We start from the raw sequence: 18,495 nt of genomic DNA, 5'->3' as shown, positions 1-18,495 counted from the left end.
GTCATGGCCGGTCTCCTCGGGCGCGCCGCTCGTCGTGCCGGGCGTCTCAGGCTTGCCCGTCTCGGCGGTCTTGCTGGTCTGGCTTCCGGAGCTCAATGGGTCCGCTCCCCCATCAACGTGCCGGCCCCCTCGGCGATCATGGCGGTCGCGAGATCGCGGCCGAGCTCCATGGCGGCCGAGGGATCCCCGGCGGTGGACTTGCGCACCGACCGCGTGCCATCAAAGGCCACCACGGCGGCGGTCAGGTTGAGAATGTGCCCGTCATCGGAGGCGTACGCACCTACGGGCGCGCTGCACCCGGCCTCCAGCGCGGCGAGCACCTCGCGCTCGGCGGTCACCGCCGCGCGCGTGCGCGCGTCGTCGAGGACGGCCAACAGGTCGATCAAGACGTCGTCCCCGGCGCGGCACTCCACGGCGAGGGCGCCCTGGCCCGGCGCGGGCAGCATGTCCGCGACGTCGAACAGCTCGGAGATCTCGGCCGTGCGGCCGAGGCGGCCGAGCCCGGCGGCGGCGAGCACGACGGCGCGCAGTTCGCCGGAGGCGACCTTGCCGATGCGGGTGTCGGCGTTGCCGCGGATCGCGACGTACTCCAGGTCCGGGCGCAGGAGGCGGAGCTGGGCGACGCGGCGCGGGGAGCCCGTGCCCACCTTGTCGCCGGGGCGCAGGTCGGCGAGCCTGGCCGGGCCGACCAGGGCGTCCCTGGGGTCGTCGCGGGGCGTGATCGCCGCGACGACGACGCGGGGATCGGGCTTGGTGGGAAGATCCTTGAGGGAGTGGACCGCGAAGTCGATCTCGCCCTCGATGAGCTTGTCGCGCAGGGCGCTCACGAAGACGCCGGTGCCGCCGAGCTGGGCGAGCTGCGCCTTGGTGACATCGCCGAAGGTCGTGATGCCGACGAGCTCGACGGGACGGCCGGTGAGCATGGTCAGCCGGTCGGCCACCTGCTGGGACTGGGTGGTCGCCATCAGGCTGCGGCGCGTGCCCAGCCGGAGGACGCGCGGGCTCGCCATCAACAGGCCCTCGCTCATTCGTCCTCCTCGCCGGATCGCCCGGTCGTGTCCGTCTCCACCTCGGCCACCTCGGCTCTCGTCACTGCCTCTGGCACCTTCGGGTTCAGGTCGAACAGCTCGCGCAGCGCCTCAGCATAATGATCGCCCGCCGGCGACGCCGCCAACCGCTTGACACGCACGGTCGGCTCGTGGAGCAGCTTGTCCACGACCCGGCGGATGGTCTGGGAGATCTCTCCGCGCAACCGCCCGTCGATCTCGGGAACCCGGGTGACCAGGCGCCCGATCTCGGTCTCGACGACGTCGGCCGCCTTGGCGCGCAAGGCGATCACCGTCGGCGTGACCTTGGCCGCGCGCTCGGCCCGGAGATACTCGCACACCTCGGCGGACACAATCGAGCGGACCGCGGCGACCTCGTCGGAGGCGCCGCCGTCCTGACCGTCACCGAACCCGGCCTCCTGCATCGACTCGAGATCGACGAGGGTGACGCCGGGCAGCGTGCGGACGCCCGGATCGACGTCGTGCGGCAACGCGAGGTCGAGCAGGAATAGCGGCTTGCTCCGCGCCGCCCGCCCCACCATCTCGGTGCCGATGACAACGCTACCCGCTCCCGTGCAGGAGATGACGACATCGGCCGAGGTCAGCTCCCTCTCGACGTCCGCCAGCTCGACCGCGCGGCCGCCCACGCTCTGCGCCAGGCGCGCGGCCCGCTCGAAGGTGCGGTTGGCGACGACGATGTCGGTCACCCCGGCCCTGCCCAGCGTCACGGCCGACAGCGCGCTCATGGACCCGGCGCCCACCACCAGCGCCCGCCTGCCCTGGAGCGGCCCGAGCACCCGCTCGGCCAGCGTCAGGCCGAGCCCGACCAGAGAGGCCCCCACGCGGTCGATGCCCGTCTCGGTGTGGGCGCGCTTGCCCACCCTCAGCGCCTTCTGGGCCAGCTCGTTCAGCGTGGGGCCCGCGGTGCCCTGCTCCTGGGCGAGCCGCAGCGACTGGCGCACCTGGCCGAGGATCTGGCCTTCGCCCAGCGCCATCGAGTCGAGCCCGCACACGACGGTGAAAAAGTGCTCGACCACGCGGTCCTCATAGTGGACGTACAAATGGCGCGTCAACTGCTCCTGGGGGACGCCCGAGTGCGCGCTGAGCATCTCGGTGACCGCCGTCACACCTCCGTGGAAGCGGTCGACCTCGGCGTAGACCTCGACCCGGTTGCACGTGGAGACGATCATCACCTCGGACACGTGCTCATCGCTTCGCAGGTCGTGCAGCAGCTTCACGAGGGCGTCACCGGTGACCGCGACGCGTTCGAGCAAGGCCACGGGCGCCGTCCTGTGGCTGAGACCCACGGTCAGAAGACTCATGCGTCCATCGCCTCCGCCAAGTTCTCCGCCATGATGGGGCTCCCTGATTCACGATCCGCCTTGCGCTGCTCATGGAACGCGAGGATCTGAAGTTCGGTCGATAGGTCAACTTTGCGGACATCGACTCCGTCAGGCACATTGAGCACAACGGGGGCGAAGTTCAAGATACTGGTGATGCCGGAGGCGATGACCCGGTCGGCCACCGGCTGGGCGGCCGCCGCGGGCGTCGCGATCACCACGATCGAGATGCCGCGCTTGCGGATCACGTCCTCGAGTTCGTCGATGTGGTCGACGGCCATGCCGACCAGGCGCTCCCCCACGACGGACACGTCCGCGTCGAACAGCGCGGCCACCCGGAAGCCCCGCGACACGAACCCGCCGTAGTTGGCGAGCGCGCGGCCGAGGTTGCCGACGCCGACGATGGCGACGGCCCAGTCCTGGGTGAGGCCGAGCTCCCGGGAGATCTGATAAATGAGGTACTGGACGTCGTAGCCGACTCCGCGCGTGCCGTACGACCCGAGGTGCGACAGGTCTTTGCGGAGCTTCGCGGAGTTCACCCCGGCCGCGACGGCCAGGTCCTCCGAGCTGACGGTCGCGGTTCCCCGCTCCGCGAGCCCGTTGAGGGCGCGCAGATAGAGGGGCAGCCGTGCGACGGTCGCATCGGGGATGCCACGTTCACGCGCTTGGGACATGCGGCGGATCACTTCGGCCGGGACTCCAGGGGACGGGCGGCCGGTGCGCCCCGGCCGCGCTCGCGGTTGCGACGGATGTCGAGGAGAGGGCGCAGGCTTCCAGGTTAATCCCTTTGTGAAGACATGCACAAAGTGTGAGAGCCCACTCTCGGGTGTTCACTCTCCCAGTTAAGGGTGGCGGTCCGGGATCCGCCCCAGGCCCCGCGAACCCGTACGGGGCCGCGCCATGGGCGTTCCGGGAACGTATCAGTCCAGGCGGGGGCCGCTAGGCTGGGCGCATGGCGCCGCGAGACCACACGATCACTCTGCTGGGCAAACCAGGATGCCATCTGTGCGACGACGCCAGGGCCGTCATCCAGCGCGTCGCCGCGGAACTGGGCGTCACCTGGGAGGAACGCGACATCACCGCCTCCGAGGCCGATCAGAAGGCGTACTGGGACATGATCCCCGTCACACTGATCGACGGCGTGCAGCACGACTTCTGGCGGGTCGACGAGACCCGCCTGCGCGCCGCCCTCGGCGCCTGAACCCTCCCTACACGCGATAGGCGGTGGGCAGCGGGACGACCTTGGCGGCGTTGACGTTCAGCTCGATCACGTTGGCGGCGAGCACGTGGGCCACCCGCTCGCGGGCGAACCGCTCCATGTGCGCCTGGCGCTGGTGCTCGGTGAACGCCACCTCGTCGCGGTAGATCTCGTACACGATGCGCTGCAGCGGCGCCGACTTGACCGCATGGCAGATGAAGATCAGGGTGTCCGGCTCGCTGCGGCGCACGGCCTCGACCGTCTCGTCGGCCAGGCGGTCGAACGCCTCGCCCGCGCCGTCCATGAGCGTGAAGACGGTGAGCAGCCCGTAGATGCTGGTGGACGGCTTCGCCGAACCGCCGGCCGGCGCGGACGCCACGCCCCGGGCCCCGCGTCCCCCGAGCCCCTCGGGCGCGGCCGGCGGATCCGGGCGCCCGAAGGCCTGCTGCGCCTCGGCGCCGGAGAAGAGCACGCCCGTGGCGGGCATCGAGAATTCCGGCTGCCCGGGCGCCCGGTGCGACCCGTTCGGCCCGTTCGGCCCGGGGAAACCGGCCTCGACCGTCGCGTCGTAGCCGCCGTGCCGGCCGAACTGTTCCTGCTGCTGCCCGGGCTGCTCGGGCCGTCCGTACGGGGACTGCTGCCCGTACGGGGGCTGCTCGCCCTGCGGGCCCTGGTAGCGGCCCGGCTGGTTGAGCCGGCCCGGCGGCGGGCCGGGTTCCATGAACTCGCCGGTCCTCGGGCCGCCGTGGCCCTCGAACTGGCCCTCGGAGCCGCCGGACGGCTGCATGCGCGCGGCGAAGTCGACCTCGCCCGGGTCGCCCGCCCGGTACTCGGCCACCAGGTCACCGAGACCGGAACGGCGGGGCGGCGGCATGGCCGGGGCGGCGACCGGCATGGGGCCGGACTCGGGGGAGGTTCCGGACGGCTCGGGGGCGCGGCGCCTGCTGGGCCTTTGCTCCTCCTCCCAGACGTCGTCGGTGTCGTCGCGCTCCTCGTCGTACGGGGCGAGCGGTCGCGCGACGGCATACCACACGGCCCCCACCATGAGGGTGATCAGCAGCGCGGCGAACACGCCGGGGATGGCGAACCGCACCGCGCCGACGATGGCGAAGCCGGTCGGGGTGAGCACCACCCCGGCGTGCATGTTGTCTGCGTCGGAGTCGTCGCCCCCGCGCCAGCGCAGGACCGCGAGGATCAGGCAGCCGATGAGGATCAGGTACGTGGCGGCGTGGGCGGCGGTCAGCAGGGCGGTCGGGATGATCGTCCAGTGGGTGTCCCCGAGGGGCAGTACCTTGCTGCTGAGTTTCTCGGTCGCGCTGATCGGGTCGACGGCCAGGATGACGAGGGTGACCAGCGTCAAGGCCGCGCCGAACAGCCAGGCGGCGAACTTGCCGGCCGTGCCGCGCGCGAGGAGCTGGACCATGCCGATGGCCAGCCAGAACGGCGCCAGGAACGCCCCGGTGATCTGGTAGACGCGGAAGGTCGCGGGACCGAACCCGATGAGGTGCCCGATCGCGACCGAGCTGAGAGCCAGGCAGAGCGACGCGGTGGTGATGGCCCAGGCGAGGAGCCAGCCGGTTCTCTGCTCCCGGAGGCGTCCCACCAGGATGCCGGTGGTGATGGCGGCGAACACTGCACCGGCGAAGGCGGTGACGGCAACGACGGCTTCCATGATGGCTCAACTCTGCCGGACATTACCTCCAAACCGGTAGCCGATGCCCGAGGTGCCGCATCACTCCTGTTACGCGAGGTACTTACTGAGGCAAAGTGGATTGTGCAATTTCCCTATGATTTCTAGAGTGTTGCCGCACGCACCCGCCCTTCCCTTTCCTCCCCAGGGTTACCGGATGTCGAACTCATGGTCGGTCGCCGGGCTTTCCCCACCAGGATCGGCCGACACAGTGAACTCCACGCGCGCCGCCGCTGACCAGCGCGAGCGTCCCTCTCCCGAGAGCGATGAGCTCCGGAAGGTGGTGCTCCGCGCCAAGACCGGCGACGCCGACGCCTTCGCGGCGCTCTACGACCGTTATGTGGATCTTGTCTATCGCTATGTCTACTTCCGGGTCGGCTGCCACGCGCTCGCGGAGGATCTCACCAGTGAAACGTTCCTGCGCGCCCTCGGGCGCATCGGCCACTTCACCTGGCAGGGCAGGGACGTCGGCGCATGGCTGGTGACGATCGCCAGGAATCTCGTGACCGACCACTACAAGTCCGGCAGGTACCGCATGGAGGTGTCCACGGCCGAGGTGCTGGACACCCCGCTGGACGGCGCGCACATCCCGGAGAACGCCGTTGTCGCCACCATGATCACCGAGCGGGTGTTGCGGGCCGTCCGCGACCTCGGACCCGAGCAGCAGGAGTGCGTGGTGCTGCGCTTCCTGCACGGCATGTCCCTGGCCGAGACCGCGCTGATCATGGGCAAGAAGAGCGGCGCGATCAAAGCCCTGCAGTTCCGCGCGATCCGCGCCCTGGCCCGGGCGCTCCCGGACGACCTCAATTGACCACGACCGGCAAGGCGCCGCCGCGGGCGCGGACGGCCGTAACCTGAGGCCTCTCCGCATCGTTGGGCAGATAGCACCTATGGATCATCGTAGTGCGTCCGGCAGGGAGCTTTCATGGGCAAGTGGGGGCCTACGCGGTGGCTGCTCAGGCGGCGGGCCGTCGTCAGGCGGCGCGATCCCCAGCCCCATTTCGTCGCACGGCTGAACGAGATCGGCTCCGACTCCGGCACCGGCCCGCGTCCCGACTTCCGGGCGCGCCTGCGCGAGGAACTGCTGGCCGCCTACCACGCGAAGGCCGCCGCCCCCGCCCCCGAGACGCCCCCGCGCCGCCCGTCCCTGCTCACCCGGGTGCGCCCGGCGGCGATGATCGTGGCCGTGGTGGGCGTGATGTTCTTCACAGGCCTGCGGACCTACGACGCCGTCCCCGGCGACAGCCTCTACCCGATCAAGCGCGCGGCCGAGGCCACCCTGCTCAGCCTGACGACCGACGACACCGAACGCGCCAAGCGGGAGCTGAACGCCGCCCACTCCCGCGCCACGGAGGCCGCCGCGCTGCTCGGCTACCCCGGCTCCGCGCGCGAGAAGCTGATCGGACGGACGCTGGACGACATGACGCGCACCACCCGCTCCGCCCTCACCGAGCTCGGCCACGTGAAGCGGCGCGGCAAGCAGACACCGGCGATCAAAAAGTTCACCGAGCAGCAGCGCGACGTCGTCGAGCCGATGATCCCGCAGCTCGGCGGGGACGACCGCATGAAGGCCAGCGCCTACCTGGACATGATCGACGACCTCACCCCGTGACGTCCCCGCGCGTGCGCCAGACCGTCACGCCACGCTAACGCCTCGTACACCGATTTCAGCCCCTCCGCATGGTTAAGCTGAAGTGCTATGAGGCGGTTACTACGACGGCGTACCGAGGCGGAGATCGCCGGCGAAGTAGCGGCGGCGGCGGCCGTCACGGCCCCGGTGACCGAGCCCGACCCCACCGCCGCGGCGTTCTTCGACGTCGACAACACGATGATGCGCGGCGCCTCGATCTACCACTTCGCCCGCGGGCTCGCCTCCCGCGGGCTTTTCACCACCGGGGACCTGCTGAAGTTCGCCATCGGCCAGGCCCTGTTCCGCGTGCGCGGCAACGAGAACCCCGCACACATCGCCCGCGCCAAGGAGACAGCCCTGGCGTTCGTGGTCGGGCTCAAGGTCGAAGACGTCGTGCGCCTCGGCGAGGAGATCTACGACGAGGTGATGGCCGACCGCATCTGGGCCGGCACCCGCGCGCTCGCCCAGGGCCACCTTGACCGCGGCCAGCGCGTATGGCTGGTGACCGCCACACCGGTCGAGCTGTCCCGCGTGATCGCCCAGCGGCTCGGGCTGACCGGCGCGCTCGGCACCGTCGCCGAGACCGAGAACGGCGTCTACACCGGACGACTGGTGGGCGACCTGCTGCACGGCCCCGCCAAGGCCGAAGCCGTCAAGGCGCTGGCGCGACGCGAGGGCCTTGACCTGTCCCGCTGCACCGCCTACAGCGACTCGGCCAACGACCTGCCCCTGCTGCGGCTCGTCGGCCACCCCTGCGCGATCAACCCCGACAGCGAACTGCTCGAATACGCCAGGAAGAGCGACTGGCCGGTGCGCGACTTCCGCACCGGCCGCAAGGCCACGATGATCGGCCTGCCCATCGCGGCGGGCGCGGGCGCGCTGGCCGGAGGCGTGGCCGCCGCGATCGCCCTCAGAAAGCACTACCGCTCGCTCTGACCCGGCACCCCGCGGGCGTCGGCTGGTCAGCGACCCTCAGCCTTGCCGAAGACCTCCAGCGCCTCGGTGTCGGAAAAGGTGCCGGTGACGAATTCGGCGACCCACTCCTCGACGCCGCCGAAGCCGCTCTCGTGCCCGCCCCTGGTGACCTCGACCAGTTCACGGTCAGCATTAAGGCGTCAATGCGGAGGAACCGGGACTGGCTTGACCCCAACAGGCCGGCGCACGGAGGTGGGGACCACGTCACTGCCGACACGCAGGCATCGACGTGAGGGCCGCGAGCCCGTTCACCCGTCAGCCGTGTTCGCGGAGGGCATGCAGGCAGACGCACGTCTTCGCAAGTTTTCCGCGAAATCCTCACTATGATGACGTCGTGCATGCAGGGAGGGGGGGCCGTGCTCATCCGATTCGATGTGGCGAACTTTCGGTCGGTGCTCGATTCCGTCGAGTTGTCGATGGTCGCCGTCGACCGGGACAGAACCGAGGCGAGGCCGGTGCCCAACCTCGGTGAGAGCCTGCTGCCGGTGGCGGCCGTCTACGGTCCCAACGCCTCCGGCAAATCCAATGTCATCGCCGCGCTGACGTGGCTGCGAACCGCCGTGCGTGATTCCTTGCGCTACTGGGACGACGAGATCCCCGTCGAGCCGTTCGCGTTCGCCGACGGTAAGGACCGTCCTTCCGAGTTCACGATCGAGTTGGTGATATCGGGCGTCAGGTTCGAGTACACCGTCGAACTGGACCGGCAAGAAGTCGCGTACGAAGCCTTGTTCCACTACCCCGAGAAGAAGCAGCGAAGGATCTTCGAACGTGAAGGAGCCGAGCTCAAGCTCCAACGTGGCCTCGGCAGGCTGTCCGGCACGCGGGAACTGTTGACCGCGCGTACTCTCGCTCTGTCGGTCGCCCGGCGATTCGATGAGCCTCTCGTCTCTGATTTCGCTCGTGACCTGCTCGCGGCCCAGACGCTCGGCCTGAAGTCCCGTGCCCGCCGCCCCTTGAACTCCGGCCCGGCCCGCTCGACGCTTCGCTGGTTCGAGGAGAGCTCCGAACGGGACCAGTTGCCCTTGCCAGGCTTCGAGGAACTGGAATGGCCCTCTCCGGCGGATCGGACTCAGGCGTTGGCCTTACTGCGGTTGGCCGACCTCGGCATCGACGATGTGGTGATCGACGAGCCCGAGACTTATCCAGAGGACGCCCCCGAAACACTGCGCATGCGAACGCAACGCAGGGTGAGGCTCGTCCACCGAGCGGCTCACGAAAGAGCACCGCTCGACTTCGCAGCGGAGTCGGAGGGCACGCGCACCTGGTTCCAGCTCATCGGCCCGGTACTGGCCGCTCTCCGGTCCGGGTCTCTGCTGTTGTTCGACGAGCTGGACGCGAGCCTGCATCCGACGTTGTCCATGCACCTGATCCGGCTGTTCCACGAACCGGCGACGAACCCGAAGGGCGCACAGCTCATCTTCACCTCGCACGACACGAGCTTGCTGAACCACCTCAACCGGGACGAGGTCTGGTTGACCGAGAAGGCGGAGGACGGCGCGACCAGGCTCGGCGCGCTGGCCGAGTTCGCCGGAGAGCGAGTGAGGAAATCCCAGAACCTCGAGAAGGCGTACCTGCACGGGCGGTTCGGTGCGCTCCCCGATGTCGACCGGACTGAGGTTCTCCGCGCTCTCGGTCTGATCGGCTGACCGATATGCCGCGTAGAAAGGCAAAGGACCTCAAACGTAAGGTCGCGAGCCGACCGGAACGCAAGACCGTCGTCGTGTTCTGCGAGGGCGAGGCCTCCGAGCCCGACTACATCAACGGACTGAAGCGACTGCCGCACGTCCGCGCGAACACCTCGGTCAACATCGAGATCGACCCCGACAAGGGGGTACCGCTGACGCTCGTGAGGCGGGCGGTCGACCGAAAGCACGATGAGGAGGTCGACGAGTGCTGGTGCGTGTTCGACGTCGAGTGGCCGCGGAATCATCCGAACCTTGAGCAGGCCATCCAGTTGTCGAACAGGCACGGCATTCGCCTCGCCATCTCGAACCCCTGCTTCGAGCTGTGGCTGATCCTTCACTTCGAGGACCAGACGGCCTTCATGAACAACGGTGACGCCGAACGCAGGAGCCGCAGGCTCGACGGGCGCACCGGGAAAGGCATCGACGCCGGTATGTACATGGAACACCGGCACGTGGCGTCACAGCGCGCGGCACTGCTGGCCAAACGCCACGCGCGGGACGAGACCCTGTTTCCCGACGACAACCCCTCGTCCACCATGGGCGACCTGCTCGACGCGATCGAACCCTGAGCGGTCCGCGCCCCTCGCAGGCGCTTAAGCGATCAGAAGAACGGGGGGAAGGCGTGGCCGCGTTCGAGGCGTAGGCGGTTGAGTTGTTGCTGGATCAGCTCGCGGACCTAGTCGGTGAGGTTGAAGACCAGGGCTCCCACCTCGTCGGTGCCGGCACCCGCGCGCTGCGATCGCCCTAAGGAAGCACTACCGCTCGATCTAACCCGGCGCCCGCGGGCGTCGGCGCTCAGCGACCCTCGGCCTTGGCGAAGTCCCCCAGGGCCTGGGTGTCGGAGAAGGTGCCGGTGACGAACTCGGCGACCCACTGCTCGATGTCGCCGAAGCCGCTCTCGGCCACCAGTCGGCTTGCCGCGGCGGCGGCGTCGAACAGGGTGCGGCGGAGGGTGACCGCGCCGCTGCCGGAGTCCAGCAGGGCCCAGTGGGCGCCCGAGGTCCCGTACGGCATGCCGACCGATCCGGGGTTGATCACCAGCCTGCGGTCCACGAGCCGGACGAACGGCATGTGGGTGTTGCCCAGCACCACGGTGTCGGCGGTGACCCCGTCGAGCACCTCGGCCCACCGGGCGAGCGTGCTGTCCACGAGAATCATCTCGTCGTCCCGGCGCGGCGTGGCGTGGACGAGGAGAGTGGTGCCGAGCCGGGCGAGGTCGAGCACCTGCCGGTCGGGAAGGGCGGCCAGCAGGTCGACCTGGTCCGGGCGAAGCCGCTCGCCCGCCCACCGGGAGATCTCGTACTCGCACGGCTCGCCCCTGGCGGCCTCGACCAGCTCGCGATCGGCGTTCCCGTTGACCCACAGCACCCGCTCGCCCAGGCTGACCAGCAGATCGAGCGTCTCAACCGGCTGCGGGCCAGCGGCGATGTCCCCGGTAAGGACGACCAGGTCGGCCGCCACCACGTCGGGCTCCGCGAGCACCGCTTCAAGGGCCGGCAGCACTCCGTGAATGTCGGAAAGCACGGCTACACGCATACGCCCACCCTGCACGGCCGCCCCCCGCCACGCAACGACGTTCGCGAGCGTGATCGAATGCCGGAGGATCCAGCCTGACACGTGGCTCAGGCCTTCCGCCGGGCGGTCTTCCGGGCACTCGTCCCATCGTGCCCCGCCACCGGCCGACCATCGAGCGGAACCCCTCCAGAGCGGTACTACTGATCGGAGCCTCGCTCGCCTGTCCAGACGTCTCGGCCGTTCGCCCAGAGCTCGTTGACGTGATAAGCGAACCGGTCGTACAGGCCGTCGTCCTGGTGCCGTCTGAGGTGCAGCATCGGCGAGTCGTGGCCGACGAGCTTGGCCAGATGCGGGGTGACGAGCATCTCCTCGTCGAACTGGAACACCGACAGCGCGATGTGCTCGTCACCGAACCGCGCCTCGATGCCGGAGATCTCTTTGAGATGATCGAGCTCGGCCAGTGTGATCCTGATCCGCGTGGACACCGTCAATGGCACCCCCTCGGTTTCCTCGCGGCGTCGTGTCACCTCGCTGTCCGGATCTCCGAGCAGAAACCGGATACGGCACCCCTGCTCGGCCTTCCGCTGGAGCACCTTGGCGAGATTAGGGTGCTCCAGCCAGAGAAAGTAGTTGGTGTACCCGGCCAGGGTGATGCTCGACCTGGCATCAGTGATCAGCGTCCGCCACACACTCTTGGGACATGCGGACCGATACGGAAAGACCGACACCACCTCTCGATCCGGCCCGGTCTTGACCGCGTTACGTATCGCCTCGGGCCACAGCACGGCCTCATCCACTCCCAGCGCTCCGGAGGCGGCCCACCGGTGACGCGGATGCGGCACGCGCGCTTGGTCGGTCAGCCAGCGGGACACCGTTTTGACGTCCACCTCGCACCGTTCGGCGAGGTCCTTTTCGGTAAGTCTCGCACTCACCATCGCCTGACGTAGGGACTCGTTGGACATCGGCTACCTCGAAACCAGGGACGTTGGGGACGCCTCCAGACCGTAACGAGAAACGTCCCAGACGTCCGGAGAACGTGGTGTGAACGGCCGAACACGGACAGCCACTCTATCCGCGTGACCAAACCAACGATCCTCGAAGACCTGCAGGCGGCGTTCCCCCGATGGACCATTTGGCGCAGCTCAGCGGGCCGACTGTGGGCTACGCGCAACCAACGGCTTACCGACGCGCAGATGGAGCTCGGACTGAGCCACACCATTGACGGTGACGACGCACCTCAACTGGTCGAACGCCTCCGCGGCGAAGAGAACGCCGGTGCTTCCGGCGACCAAGGTGGGCCGACGACGTGAGCCGCACCCCGGGCCGGCACAGGATCGGAGCGGCACTCAGCCAGGTGGAACCTCGGCGCTGGGATGTGGCCAAGAAGGCGGCCGCCGCGCAAGTTGACCAGATGGAGTCCTGCTGGTCCGTCTCGTACGGCGTGGGTAGCCGACGGTTTCTCGCCATCGCCGTCTGGCACGTTCCGGCACCGCTGCGTGTGGAGGCCGCGACGGTTGAGGAGCTTCGCGAGTTGATGCGCGAAGCCGAGTTGGGGCCGCCGGCTGGGCTGGGCCGTTCGTGGGCATGGGTGGCATGACGGCCTCCGACGCCCACGACCACGAGCCCACCGACCCCGACGACGCCGAGCCACGGGACCCGTACGGCTTCGGCCCCGGTGCACGAATCTCGATCGGCGGCTACTTCCCGAGCAGCGCCGTGGACCAGGTGGGGCCGATAGTTCCGATTGATCCCGTTCCGGCTGATGGTGAACGGCTTTCGGGTGACCGGCAGTTGTACGCGGTCGCGTACCTGCTCCCGTCCCGAACCGAGCACGCCGTACCATGGCGGGTCGCCGTCCCAGGGGACGATGCCGCTACGGCGTGCGGCGTCCGAGCAAGGGTCGCGGACATCTCCAGATCACGGGTCATCTGGATCCCCGGACCTCTGATGTGCCATGAATGCGCATCGGTGGTCACCGGCCGCACCGGACGGGACGGGCCACGGTGACGATCCTCAAGCCCGAAGGCACTGCCGGACACAGCCCGCACGTCCCCGAACCGCAGGCCGACAGCCAGATCATCACCTGGCGGCCGGCGACCCACGCCGAGGACCGGCGGCGGGTGCTGCGCTGGACCTGTCAGTGCAAGCCAGTGGTGTACTACCTGATCACCGCTGGCGGACGAGGCTACATCGAACGCACCGCCCCAGGCCAAGCGACCGTCCAAAGCCCTCGAATGCGGTACGCGCCCTCGGTGCTCCGTCGTCAGAAGAACGGGGGGAAGGCGTGGCCGCGTTCGAGGCGTAGGCGGTTGAGTTGTTGCTGGATCAGCTCGCGGACCTGGTCGGTGAGGTTGAAGACCAGCATGGGGTCGTCGGCCTCTTCGGGGTCGTAGGTGTCGGTGCGGACCGGTTCGCCGAACTCGATCATCCACTTGGACGGCAGGGGGACGAGGCCGAGGGGGCCGAGCCAGGGGAAAAGCGGGGTGATCGGGATGTACGGGAGGCCGAACAGGCGGGCGAGGGAGCGCAGGTCGCCGATCTTGGGATAGATCTCCTCGGCGCCGACGATCGCGCACGGGATGATCGGCACGCCGGCGCGGATCGCCGAGGCCACGAAGCCGCCTCTGCCGAAACGCTGGAGTTTGTACCGCTCGGAGAACGGCTTGCCGACGCCTTTGAAGCCCTCGGGGAAGACGCCGACGAGTTCGCCCTTGCGCATGAGCCGGTCGGCGTCCTCCGGGCAGGCGAGGGTGTGGCCGGACTTGCGCGACAGGTGGCCGAGAACGGGAAGCTGGTAGACGAGGTCGGCGCCCAGCAACCGCAGCGGGCGGTGCGCCGGGTGCTCGTCGTGCAGCGCGACCTGGAGCATGAGGGCGTCGACGGGGATCGTGCCGGAGTGGTTCGCGACGACGAGGGCTCCCGCCTCGTCGGGCACGTTCCCGAGGCCGACGGTCTGGACGCGGAACCAGTGGCGGTAGAGGGGGCGGATCAGCTCCAGGAGCACCTTGTCGTTGAGCTCGGGGTCGAAGCCGAATTCGTCGACCTCGTACTCGCCGGCGAGGCGCCTGCGCAGGAAGTCCAGGAACTCGGTAAGGCGGTCCTCGACGTTCTTGGACGGGGTGTCCGCCGCGCCGCGCCGCGCCGACGTGATCGGGATGACCCGCGCGGTCTCGCCCTCTTCGTCCTCGAAGTCTGAGAATGCGTCTGTCTGCTTCACTGTTTCCCGCCCCCGCCGAGCACTGTTCCCAGCCAGTCGATCACAGGGAGTGGCGTCCCGCCAAACAGGCCACGCGCGTGGAGGAAATCCGCGAACGCGGTCGCGGTGGTGAACTTCGGCCGCCAGTCGAGCTCCGCGGCGATCTTCTCGGCGTCCACGGCGCGCCCGTAGCTCATCAGGGCGAGCTGCTCGGGCGAGAAGTCGACGCGCCCGACGCGCCGGGCGAGCTCGCCGAGGACGCGGAAGGTGGAGGACGGCACCGGGACGGTGGGCCGGCCGCTTCTGCGCACGCACTGCGACAGGAGCATGACGCCGTCGCCGGCGACGTTGTACGTGCCGGGGTGGTCCTCGACGGCCATGCGGCGCAGGACCTCGACGCCGTCGTCCTCGTGGACGAACTGCAGGCGCGGGTCGAAGCCGAAGACGGTCGGCACGACCGGCTGGGTGAAATACCGCGTCAGCGGAGAGTCCACCCCCGGGCCCATGAAGTTCGCGAAACGCAGCGTCGAGACCGTGATGTCGGGGCGCCGTCGCGCGAAGCCGCGCACGTACGCCTCGACCTCGGAGGCGTCCTTGGCGTACCCGGAGATCGCGACCTCGACCGGCTCGGCGTCCTCGGTGAAGACCGCGGGGTCGTGCGACGAGGAACCGTACACCGCCGTCGTGGACCGGACGACCACGCGGCGTACCGTGGCGGACCGCTGGCACGCCCCGAGCAGTTGCATGGTGCCGATGACGTTGTGCTCCTTCATCGAGGACCGGCCGGTGGTCTTCGAGGGAGCGCTGACGAGGCTCATGTGGACGACGGAGTCGACGTCGGCCGCGGCGATCACGCGCGCGATGTCAGGGCTGCGCAGATCGACGCGGACGAACTCGGTGCGGCCGAGCGCGGGGCCGCCGCCGCCCCGCGTGAGCGATGGCGGCGGCACGGTGTCCACACCGATGACCCGGTCGATCAGCGAATCCGCTGCGAGGGCGCTCGCGACGCGCGCGCCGATGTGCCGGGAGACCCCCGTGACGAGCACTGTGTGGGTCATCGGCGCCTCGCAGGATCACGTGCCGTGGGTACCGCTCTACTCGAGTGCTCGCCGGGCGCCTCGTCGCACCCGGCCCGCCGCTCCGCGTTGTCGGTCCGCGCTGCTACTTCTTGTTACGCCGCTGGATGCGGGTCTTCTTGAGAAGCTTGCGGTGCTTCTTCTTCGCCATGCGCTTACGACGCTTCTTGATCACAGAGCCCACGGGACCCCCAGGTGAAGGTAGGTTTGCCAAATCTGCGAGTGCCGCCCGGCGAGTGGCGCACCGCCCGGAGTCATGAGGACACGCCGCTCTCACGGCACACCCATAACCCGGATCGGTGCCTCGTCATGAAGCACACCGACACAACAGCCTACCGGCGATTCGCGGTCGCTCGCTCCCTGGGGGGAACGGCGCTCCCTGGGGGGATCCCGCGTACCACTCCAGGGGACGCCCGCGACCGGCCACGATGCGGGCGGCGAGCCGCCTGCCACGCCCCGGTGGGGTTGTTCGCCCCCTGGCAAACTGATGCGCTCGTTATCTAACGGTTGCCGACCAAACCGCCAATGTCGCTACTGGTCAGTTCAACCCGCTTCGATGAACGCATCCCTCAAGTAGTCGTGCACCGCCTGCTCGGGCACCCTGAAGGATCGCCCGACCCGGATGGCCGGTAACTCACCCGAGTGCACGAGCCGGTACACCGTCATCTTGGACACCCGCATGACGGTGGCAACCTCTGCCACCGTCAGGAACTTCACCTCGCTGAGAGGTCTTTCGCCTGCAGCCATCGGACGCCTCTTCCGCACGTGTTTCCGGGTTATCCCCACTGGTGCCATTGCTCACGCACGTGTACTGCTGTCAGCGTAGAGCGCGCCTCCGATCGCGCAAACCCCCTATTCCACCAGTCCGAGGAGACGCCTGCCACCAGAATGGGAAAAGTCGCTGGCCAGCAGCCAGGCCGGGCCCTGTTTCCGATCTTGTGAACGCTCTGATCACGTCTCATTAGAGCCGCCGGGGATCAGAAAAAAGTTGGCAAACGGTCGACGCCGAGCTCAGATGGCCGGTTCGAAAGCGGGGTTAGGGCGTGACCGGATTACGCGACAGCTGTCTCACAGGCCACTCTCGACCCTTGAGACCAAGTAGCCGGTCATCGGACCGTAGTGGCGCGGCAACACGTTGTCATCAAGGGGGACGGTCACCGCGATCTTGCCCTCGGCCTCGCCGACGAACAGCCCGGGGTCGTTGCTGTCGGCGAACCCGACGGTCTCGATGCCCGCCTCGCCCGCCGCGCCCGCCCAGCCGTGGTCGGCGATCACCAGGTCCGGCCGGTCCTGGCCGGCCTCGTCCAGCTCGGCCAGCATCGCCTGCATCGGGGCGGGGTCGTGGGTGTGGACGAGGGCGCCGCCGTCGTCCAGCATCGCCACGTCGTCCAGGTAGCGGATGCGCCGCCTGCGGCCCAGGCCGCCATGGGTGAACGCCCGCGTCTCGCCGGGGGTGAGGAGTTCGGCGCCGCGCCGCCGGGCCAGGCGCGCGAGGGCGAGGTGGGTGGTGAGCAGGCCGGTGGGGTGGCCGGTCGCGATGAGGATGCGGGGCTTCTCACGCTTCAGCACGGCGGCGATCCGGTCGCCCATCGCGTCCAGGGCGTCGAGGGTGCGGTCGGGGTCGATGGTGTCCTGGCCCGACCGGAACCCGGGGTCGGGCACGACGCCCGCGGCCTTGGCCATCAGCGCGAGGATGTCGCGGAAGGTCCAGTCCCCCTCCATGCTGAGGCCGAACATGTAGTGGGGGTCGCGCACGGCGAGGGAACGGTAGTGGTCAAGGTTGTTCTCCCGGCTGGTCGCCACATCGCCGGCGATCCTCGCCCGGACAAGATGTTCGCGCAGCTCATCCCGCGAAGGAGGGGTCGCGGTCTCCATCGTTCACTCCGTCCACTCGGCAGGTCGTGCGTCCCTCGCGCGACCTCGACAACGCCACGCACGGGCGGCCACCTCGCCGTGCGGGATCAGGGCTGGGGGTCCAGCCCGTGAAGTGGGAAGATCGCCTTCCGCGTCGCCATGATCGCCCGGTCTATGGAGTCCCCCGGGTCGTAACCTCGCGAAAAATCCTGAAATTCCGGGGTCCGTCCGTCGGTCATGGTGAGAGGAGGCAACTCTCCCGTACGTTCCGTGGCGAACGCGCGCCAGCTCGCCGGCGTCTCGGTGGCCGGGTCGACCGGCGCGCCCGCCGCCTCGGCGATCAGATGCGTCCACGCCCGCGGCACGACCTGGACCAGCTCGTACCCGCCGCCGCCCGTGGCCAGCCACCGGCCGCCCGCCGTCTCGTGCGCGAGCGCGTGCAGCGCGGCGTACGCCCGGCGCTGGCCGTCCAGGCTGAGCATGAGGTGCCCCAGCGGGTCCAGAGCGTGGCTGTCGCAGCCGTGCTGGGTGACCAGCACCTCGGGCTGGAACTCGCGCAACAGCGGCGGGACCACGGCCTGGAAGGCGCGCAGCCACCCGGTGTCCCCGCACCCGGCCGGCAGGGCGACGTTGACCGCGGTGCCCTCGGCGCCGGTCTCGCCGGGGAGGCCGGTGCCAGGGAACAGGGTACGCGGGTTCTCGTGCAGGCTGATGGTCAGCACCCGCGGGTCGTCGTAGAACATCGACTGGACGCCGTCGCCGTGGTGGACGTCCACGTCCACGTACGCGACGCGCCGCGCCCCCTGCGCGAGCATCCAGGCGATGCCCACCGCCGGGTCGTTGTACACGCAGAATCCGCTGGCCAGGCCCGGCATCGCGTGGTGCAGCCCGCCGGCGACGTTGATCGCGTGCTCGGCCTGGCCCGTCCACACCGCGCGGGCGGCGGCCAGCGTCGCGCCGGCGACCAGCGCGGACGCCTCGTGCACACCGGCGAAGGCGGGGTTGTCCGGGGAGCCGAGCCCGTAGAAGAAGTCGGGCGCGCCCGAGACGGACACGCGCCTGACGGCGTCGATGTAGTCGCGCGTGTGCACCAGGGCGAGTTCGTCGTCGGTCGCCGGGGCGCACCCCACGACGCGCACCTTGTCGAGCACCCCGAGATCGCGGGCGAGCTCCATGGTCAGCTCGACCCGGACGGGGGCCAGCGGGTGCCCGGGGCCGAAGTCGTAGGAGATCAGCTCGGCGTCCCAGACCACCTGAACCGAACGGCTCACGCGTTCACCTCGCCAACGA

21 protein-coding genes are annotated in these 18,495 nt (G+C 69.3%); 9 read left to right on the top strand and 12 right to left on the bottom strand.

Going from position 1 to position 18,495, the window contains the following annotated elements; genetic code table 11:
* Positions 1–92: 92 nt before the first annotated feature.
* From hemC to AB0M95_RS21415, 3 genes are read right to left on the bottom strand one after another with little or no spacing between them, the layout of a single operon-like run.
* Complete coding sequence (gene hemC, locus AB0M95_RS21425; RefSeq protein ID WP_363767206.1) at positions 93–1,028, bottom strand: hydroxymethylbilane synthase; 936 nt, start codon at positions 1,026–1,028, stop codon at positions 93–95.
* Positions 1,025–2,368 carry a glutamyl-tRNA reductase gene (locus AB0M95_RS21420; protein ID WP_363767203.1) on the bottom strand — a complete coding sequence of 448 codons (1,344 nt, stop codon included), beginning with the start codon at positions 2,366–2,368 and terminating at the stop codon, positions 1,025–1,027. Before AB0M95_RS21420 ends, hemC begins: the two co-directional genes overlap by 4 nt.
* Entirely contained in the window at positions 2,365–3,060 is a 696-nt protein-coding gene (locus AB0M95_RS21415; RefSeq protein ID WP_358517144.1) for a redox-sensing transcriptional repressor Rex, read from the bottom strand. The genes AB0M95_RS21420 and AB0M95_RS21415 overlap by 4 nt, the downstream gene beginning before the upstream one ends.
* Before the next feature lie 278 nt (positions 3,061–3,338).
* Between AB0M95_RS21415 and AB0M95_RS21410 the strand changes: the two genes are divergently transcribed.
* A complete protein-coding gene (locus AB0M95_RS21410) occupies positions 3,339–3,587 on the top strand; it encodes a glutaredoxin family protein (protein WP_358517145.1) in 249 nt (82 codons plus the stop codon).
* 7 nt (positions 3,588–3,594) lie between these two features.
* On the opposite strand, the gene AB0M95_RS21405 is transcribed toward AB0M95_RS21410, so the two are convergent.
* A complete protein-coding gene (locus AB0M95_RS21405) occupies positions 3,595–5,256 on the bottom strand; it encodes an antibiotic biosynthesis monooxygenase (RefSeq protein WP_363767198.1) in 1,662 nt (553 codons plus the stop codon).
* A gap of 229 nt (positions 5,257–5,485) precedes the next feature.
* Here AB0M95_RS21405 and AB0M95_RS21400 point away from each other — a divergent pair, with 229 nt between their 5' ends.
* The 5 genes from AB0M95_RS21400 (at position 5,486) to AB0M95_RS21380 (ending at position 10,133) form a co-directional block, all read left to right on the top strand.
* A complete protein-coding gene (locus tag AB0M95_RS21400; protein WP_363767196.1) occupies positions 5,486–6,085 on the top strand; it encodes a sigma-70 family RNA polymerase sigma factor in 600 nt (199 codons plus the stop codon).
* 114 nt (positions 6,086–6,199) lie between these two features.
* A complete protein-coding gene (locus AB0M95_RS21395) occupies positions 6,200–6,886 on the top strand; it encodes a DUF5667 domain-containing protein (protein WP_363767194.1) in 687 nt (228 codons plus the stop codon).
* 87 nt (positions 6,887–6,973) lie between these two features.
* Positions 6,974–7,840: an HAD-IB family hydrolase gene (locus tag AB0M95_RS21390; RefSeq protein ID WP_363767192.1), complete on the top strand. Its 867-nt coding sequence runs from the start codon at positions 6,974–6,976 to the stop codon at positions 7,838–7,840.
* 395 nt (positions 7,841–8,235) lie between these two features.
* The gene (locus AB0M95_RS21385) at positions 8,236–9,525 is read left to right on the top strand and encodes an ATP-binding protein (RefSeq protein ID WP_363767189.1); all 1,290 of its coding nucleotides are present in this window, start codon (positions 8,236–8,238) and stop codon (positions 9,523–9,525) included.
* Between the two features lie 5 nt (positions 9,526–9,530).
* Positions 9,531–10,133 carry an RloB family protein gene (locus AB0M95_RS21380; protein ID WP_363767186.1) on the top strand — a complete coding sequence of 201 codons (603 nt, stop codon included), beginning with the start codon at positions 9,531–9,533 and terminating at the stop codon, positions 10,131–10,133.
* Positions 10,134–10,359: 226 nt separating this feature from the next.
* On the opposite strand, the gene AB0M95_RS21375 is transcribed toward AB0M95_RS21380, so the two are convergent.
* A complete protein-coding gene (locus AB0M95_RS21375; protein ID WP_363767183.1) occupies positions 10,360–11,088 on the bottom strand; it encodes a metallophosphoesterase family protein in 729 nt (242 codons plus the stop codon).
* A gap of 188 nt (positions 11,089–11,276) precedes the next feature.
* Positions 11,277–12,041 (bottom strand): DUF5919 domain-containing protein, encoded by a 765-nt coding sequence (locus AB0M95_RS21370; protein WP_363767180.1) that lies wholly within the window; start codon positions 12,039–12,041, stop codon positions 11,277–11,279.
* A gap of 114 nt (positions 12,042–12,155) precedes the next feature.
* Between AB0M95_RS21370 and AB0M95_RS21365 the strand changes: the two genes are divergently transcribed.
* The 3 genes from AB0M95_RS21365 to AB0M95_RS21355 are packed head-to-tail and all read left to right on the top strand — an operon-like array spanning position 12,156 to position 13,086.
* On the top strand, positions 12,156–12,389 hold the full coding sequence (locus tag AB0M95_RS21365; protein WP_358517158.1) for a hypothetical protein: 234 nt from the start codon (positions 12,156–12,158) through the stop codon (positions 12,387–12,389).
* Entirely contained in the window at positions 12,386–12,676 is a 291-nt protein-coding gene (locus AB0M95_RS21360) for a hypothetical protein (protein WP_363767177.1), read from the top strand. The genes AB0M95_RS21365 and AB0M95_RS21360 overlap by 4 nt, the downstream gene beginning before the upstream one ends.
* The gene (locus AB0M95_RS21355; RefSeq protein WP_363767174.1) at positions 12,673–13,086 is read left to right on the top strand and encodes a hypothetical protein; all 414 of its coding nucleotides are present in this window, start codon (positions 12,673–12,675) and stop codon (positions 13,084–13,086) included. Before AB0M95_RS21360 ends, AB0M95_RS21355 begins: the two co-directional genes overlap by 4 nt.
* Positions 13,087–13,342: 256 nt before the next feature.
* Here AB0M95_RS21355 and AB0M95_RS21350 read toward each other — a convergent pair whose 3' ends face one another.
* The 6 genes from AB0M95_RS21350 to AB0M95_RS21325 all read right to left on the bottom strand — a co-directional run bounded on the left by AB0M95_RS21350 (position 13,343) and on the right by AB0M95_RS21325 (position 18,476).
* Positions 13,343–14,296 carry a lysophospholipid acyltransferase family protein gene (locus AB0M95_RS21350; RefSeq protein WP_358517164.1) on the bottom strand — a complete coding sequence of 318 codons (954 nt, stop codon included), beginning with the start codon at positions 14,294–14,296 and terminating at the stop codon, positions 13,343–13,345.
* A complete protein-coding gene (locus AB0M95_RS21345; RefSeq protein WP_363767171.1) occupies positions 14,293–15,333 on the bottom strand; it encodes an NAD-dependent epimerase/dehydratase family protein in 1,041 nt (346 codons plus the stop codon). The genes AB0M95_RS21350 and AB0M95_RS21345 overlap by 4 nt, the downstream gene beginning before the upstream one ends.
* A 103-nt stretch (positions 15,334–15,436) precedes the next feature.
* Positions 15,437–15,535: an AURKAIP1/COX24 domain-containing protein gene (locus AB0M95_RS21340; protein ID WP_018654693.1), complete on the bottom strand. Its 99-nt coding sequence runs from the start codon at positions 15,533–15,535 to the stop codon at positions 15,437–15,439.
* Positions 15,536–15,894: 359 nt separating this feature from the next.
* Positions 15,895–16,098, bottom strand: a complete 204-nt coding sequence (locus tag AB0M95_RS21335) for a helix-turn-helix domain-containing protein (protein ID WP_114029719.1) — start codon at positions 16,096–16,098, stop codon at positions 15,895–15,897.
* Positions 16,099–16,419: 321 nt separating this feature from the next.
* On the bottom strand, positions 16,420–17,226 hold the full coding sequence (locus AB0M95_RS21330; RefSeq protein WP_363767168.1) for a phosphatase: 807 nt from the start codon (positions 17,224–17,226) through the stop codon (positions 16,420–16,422).
* 86 nt (positions 17,227–17,312) lie between these two features.
* On the bottom strand, positions 17,313–18,476 hold the full coding sequence (locus tag AB0M95_RS21325) for an acetoin utilization protein AcuC (protein WP_363767165.1): 1,164 nt from the start codon (positions 18,474–18,476) through the stop codon (positions 17,313–17,315).
* Positions 18,477–18,495: the final 19 nt, after the last annotated feature.

It is taken from the genome of Sphaerisporangium sp. NPDC051017 (genome assembly GCF_040683095.1).
In the GTDB taxonomy this organism is placed as follows: domain Bacteria; phylum Actinomycetota; class Actinomycetes; order Streptosporangiales; family Streptosporangiaceae; genus Sphaerisporangium.
This window is presented reverse-complemented; position numbering and strand designations above follow the sequence as displayed.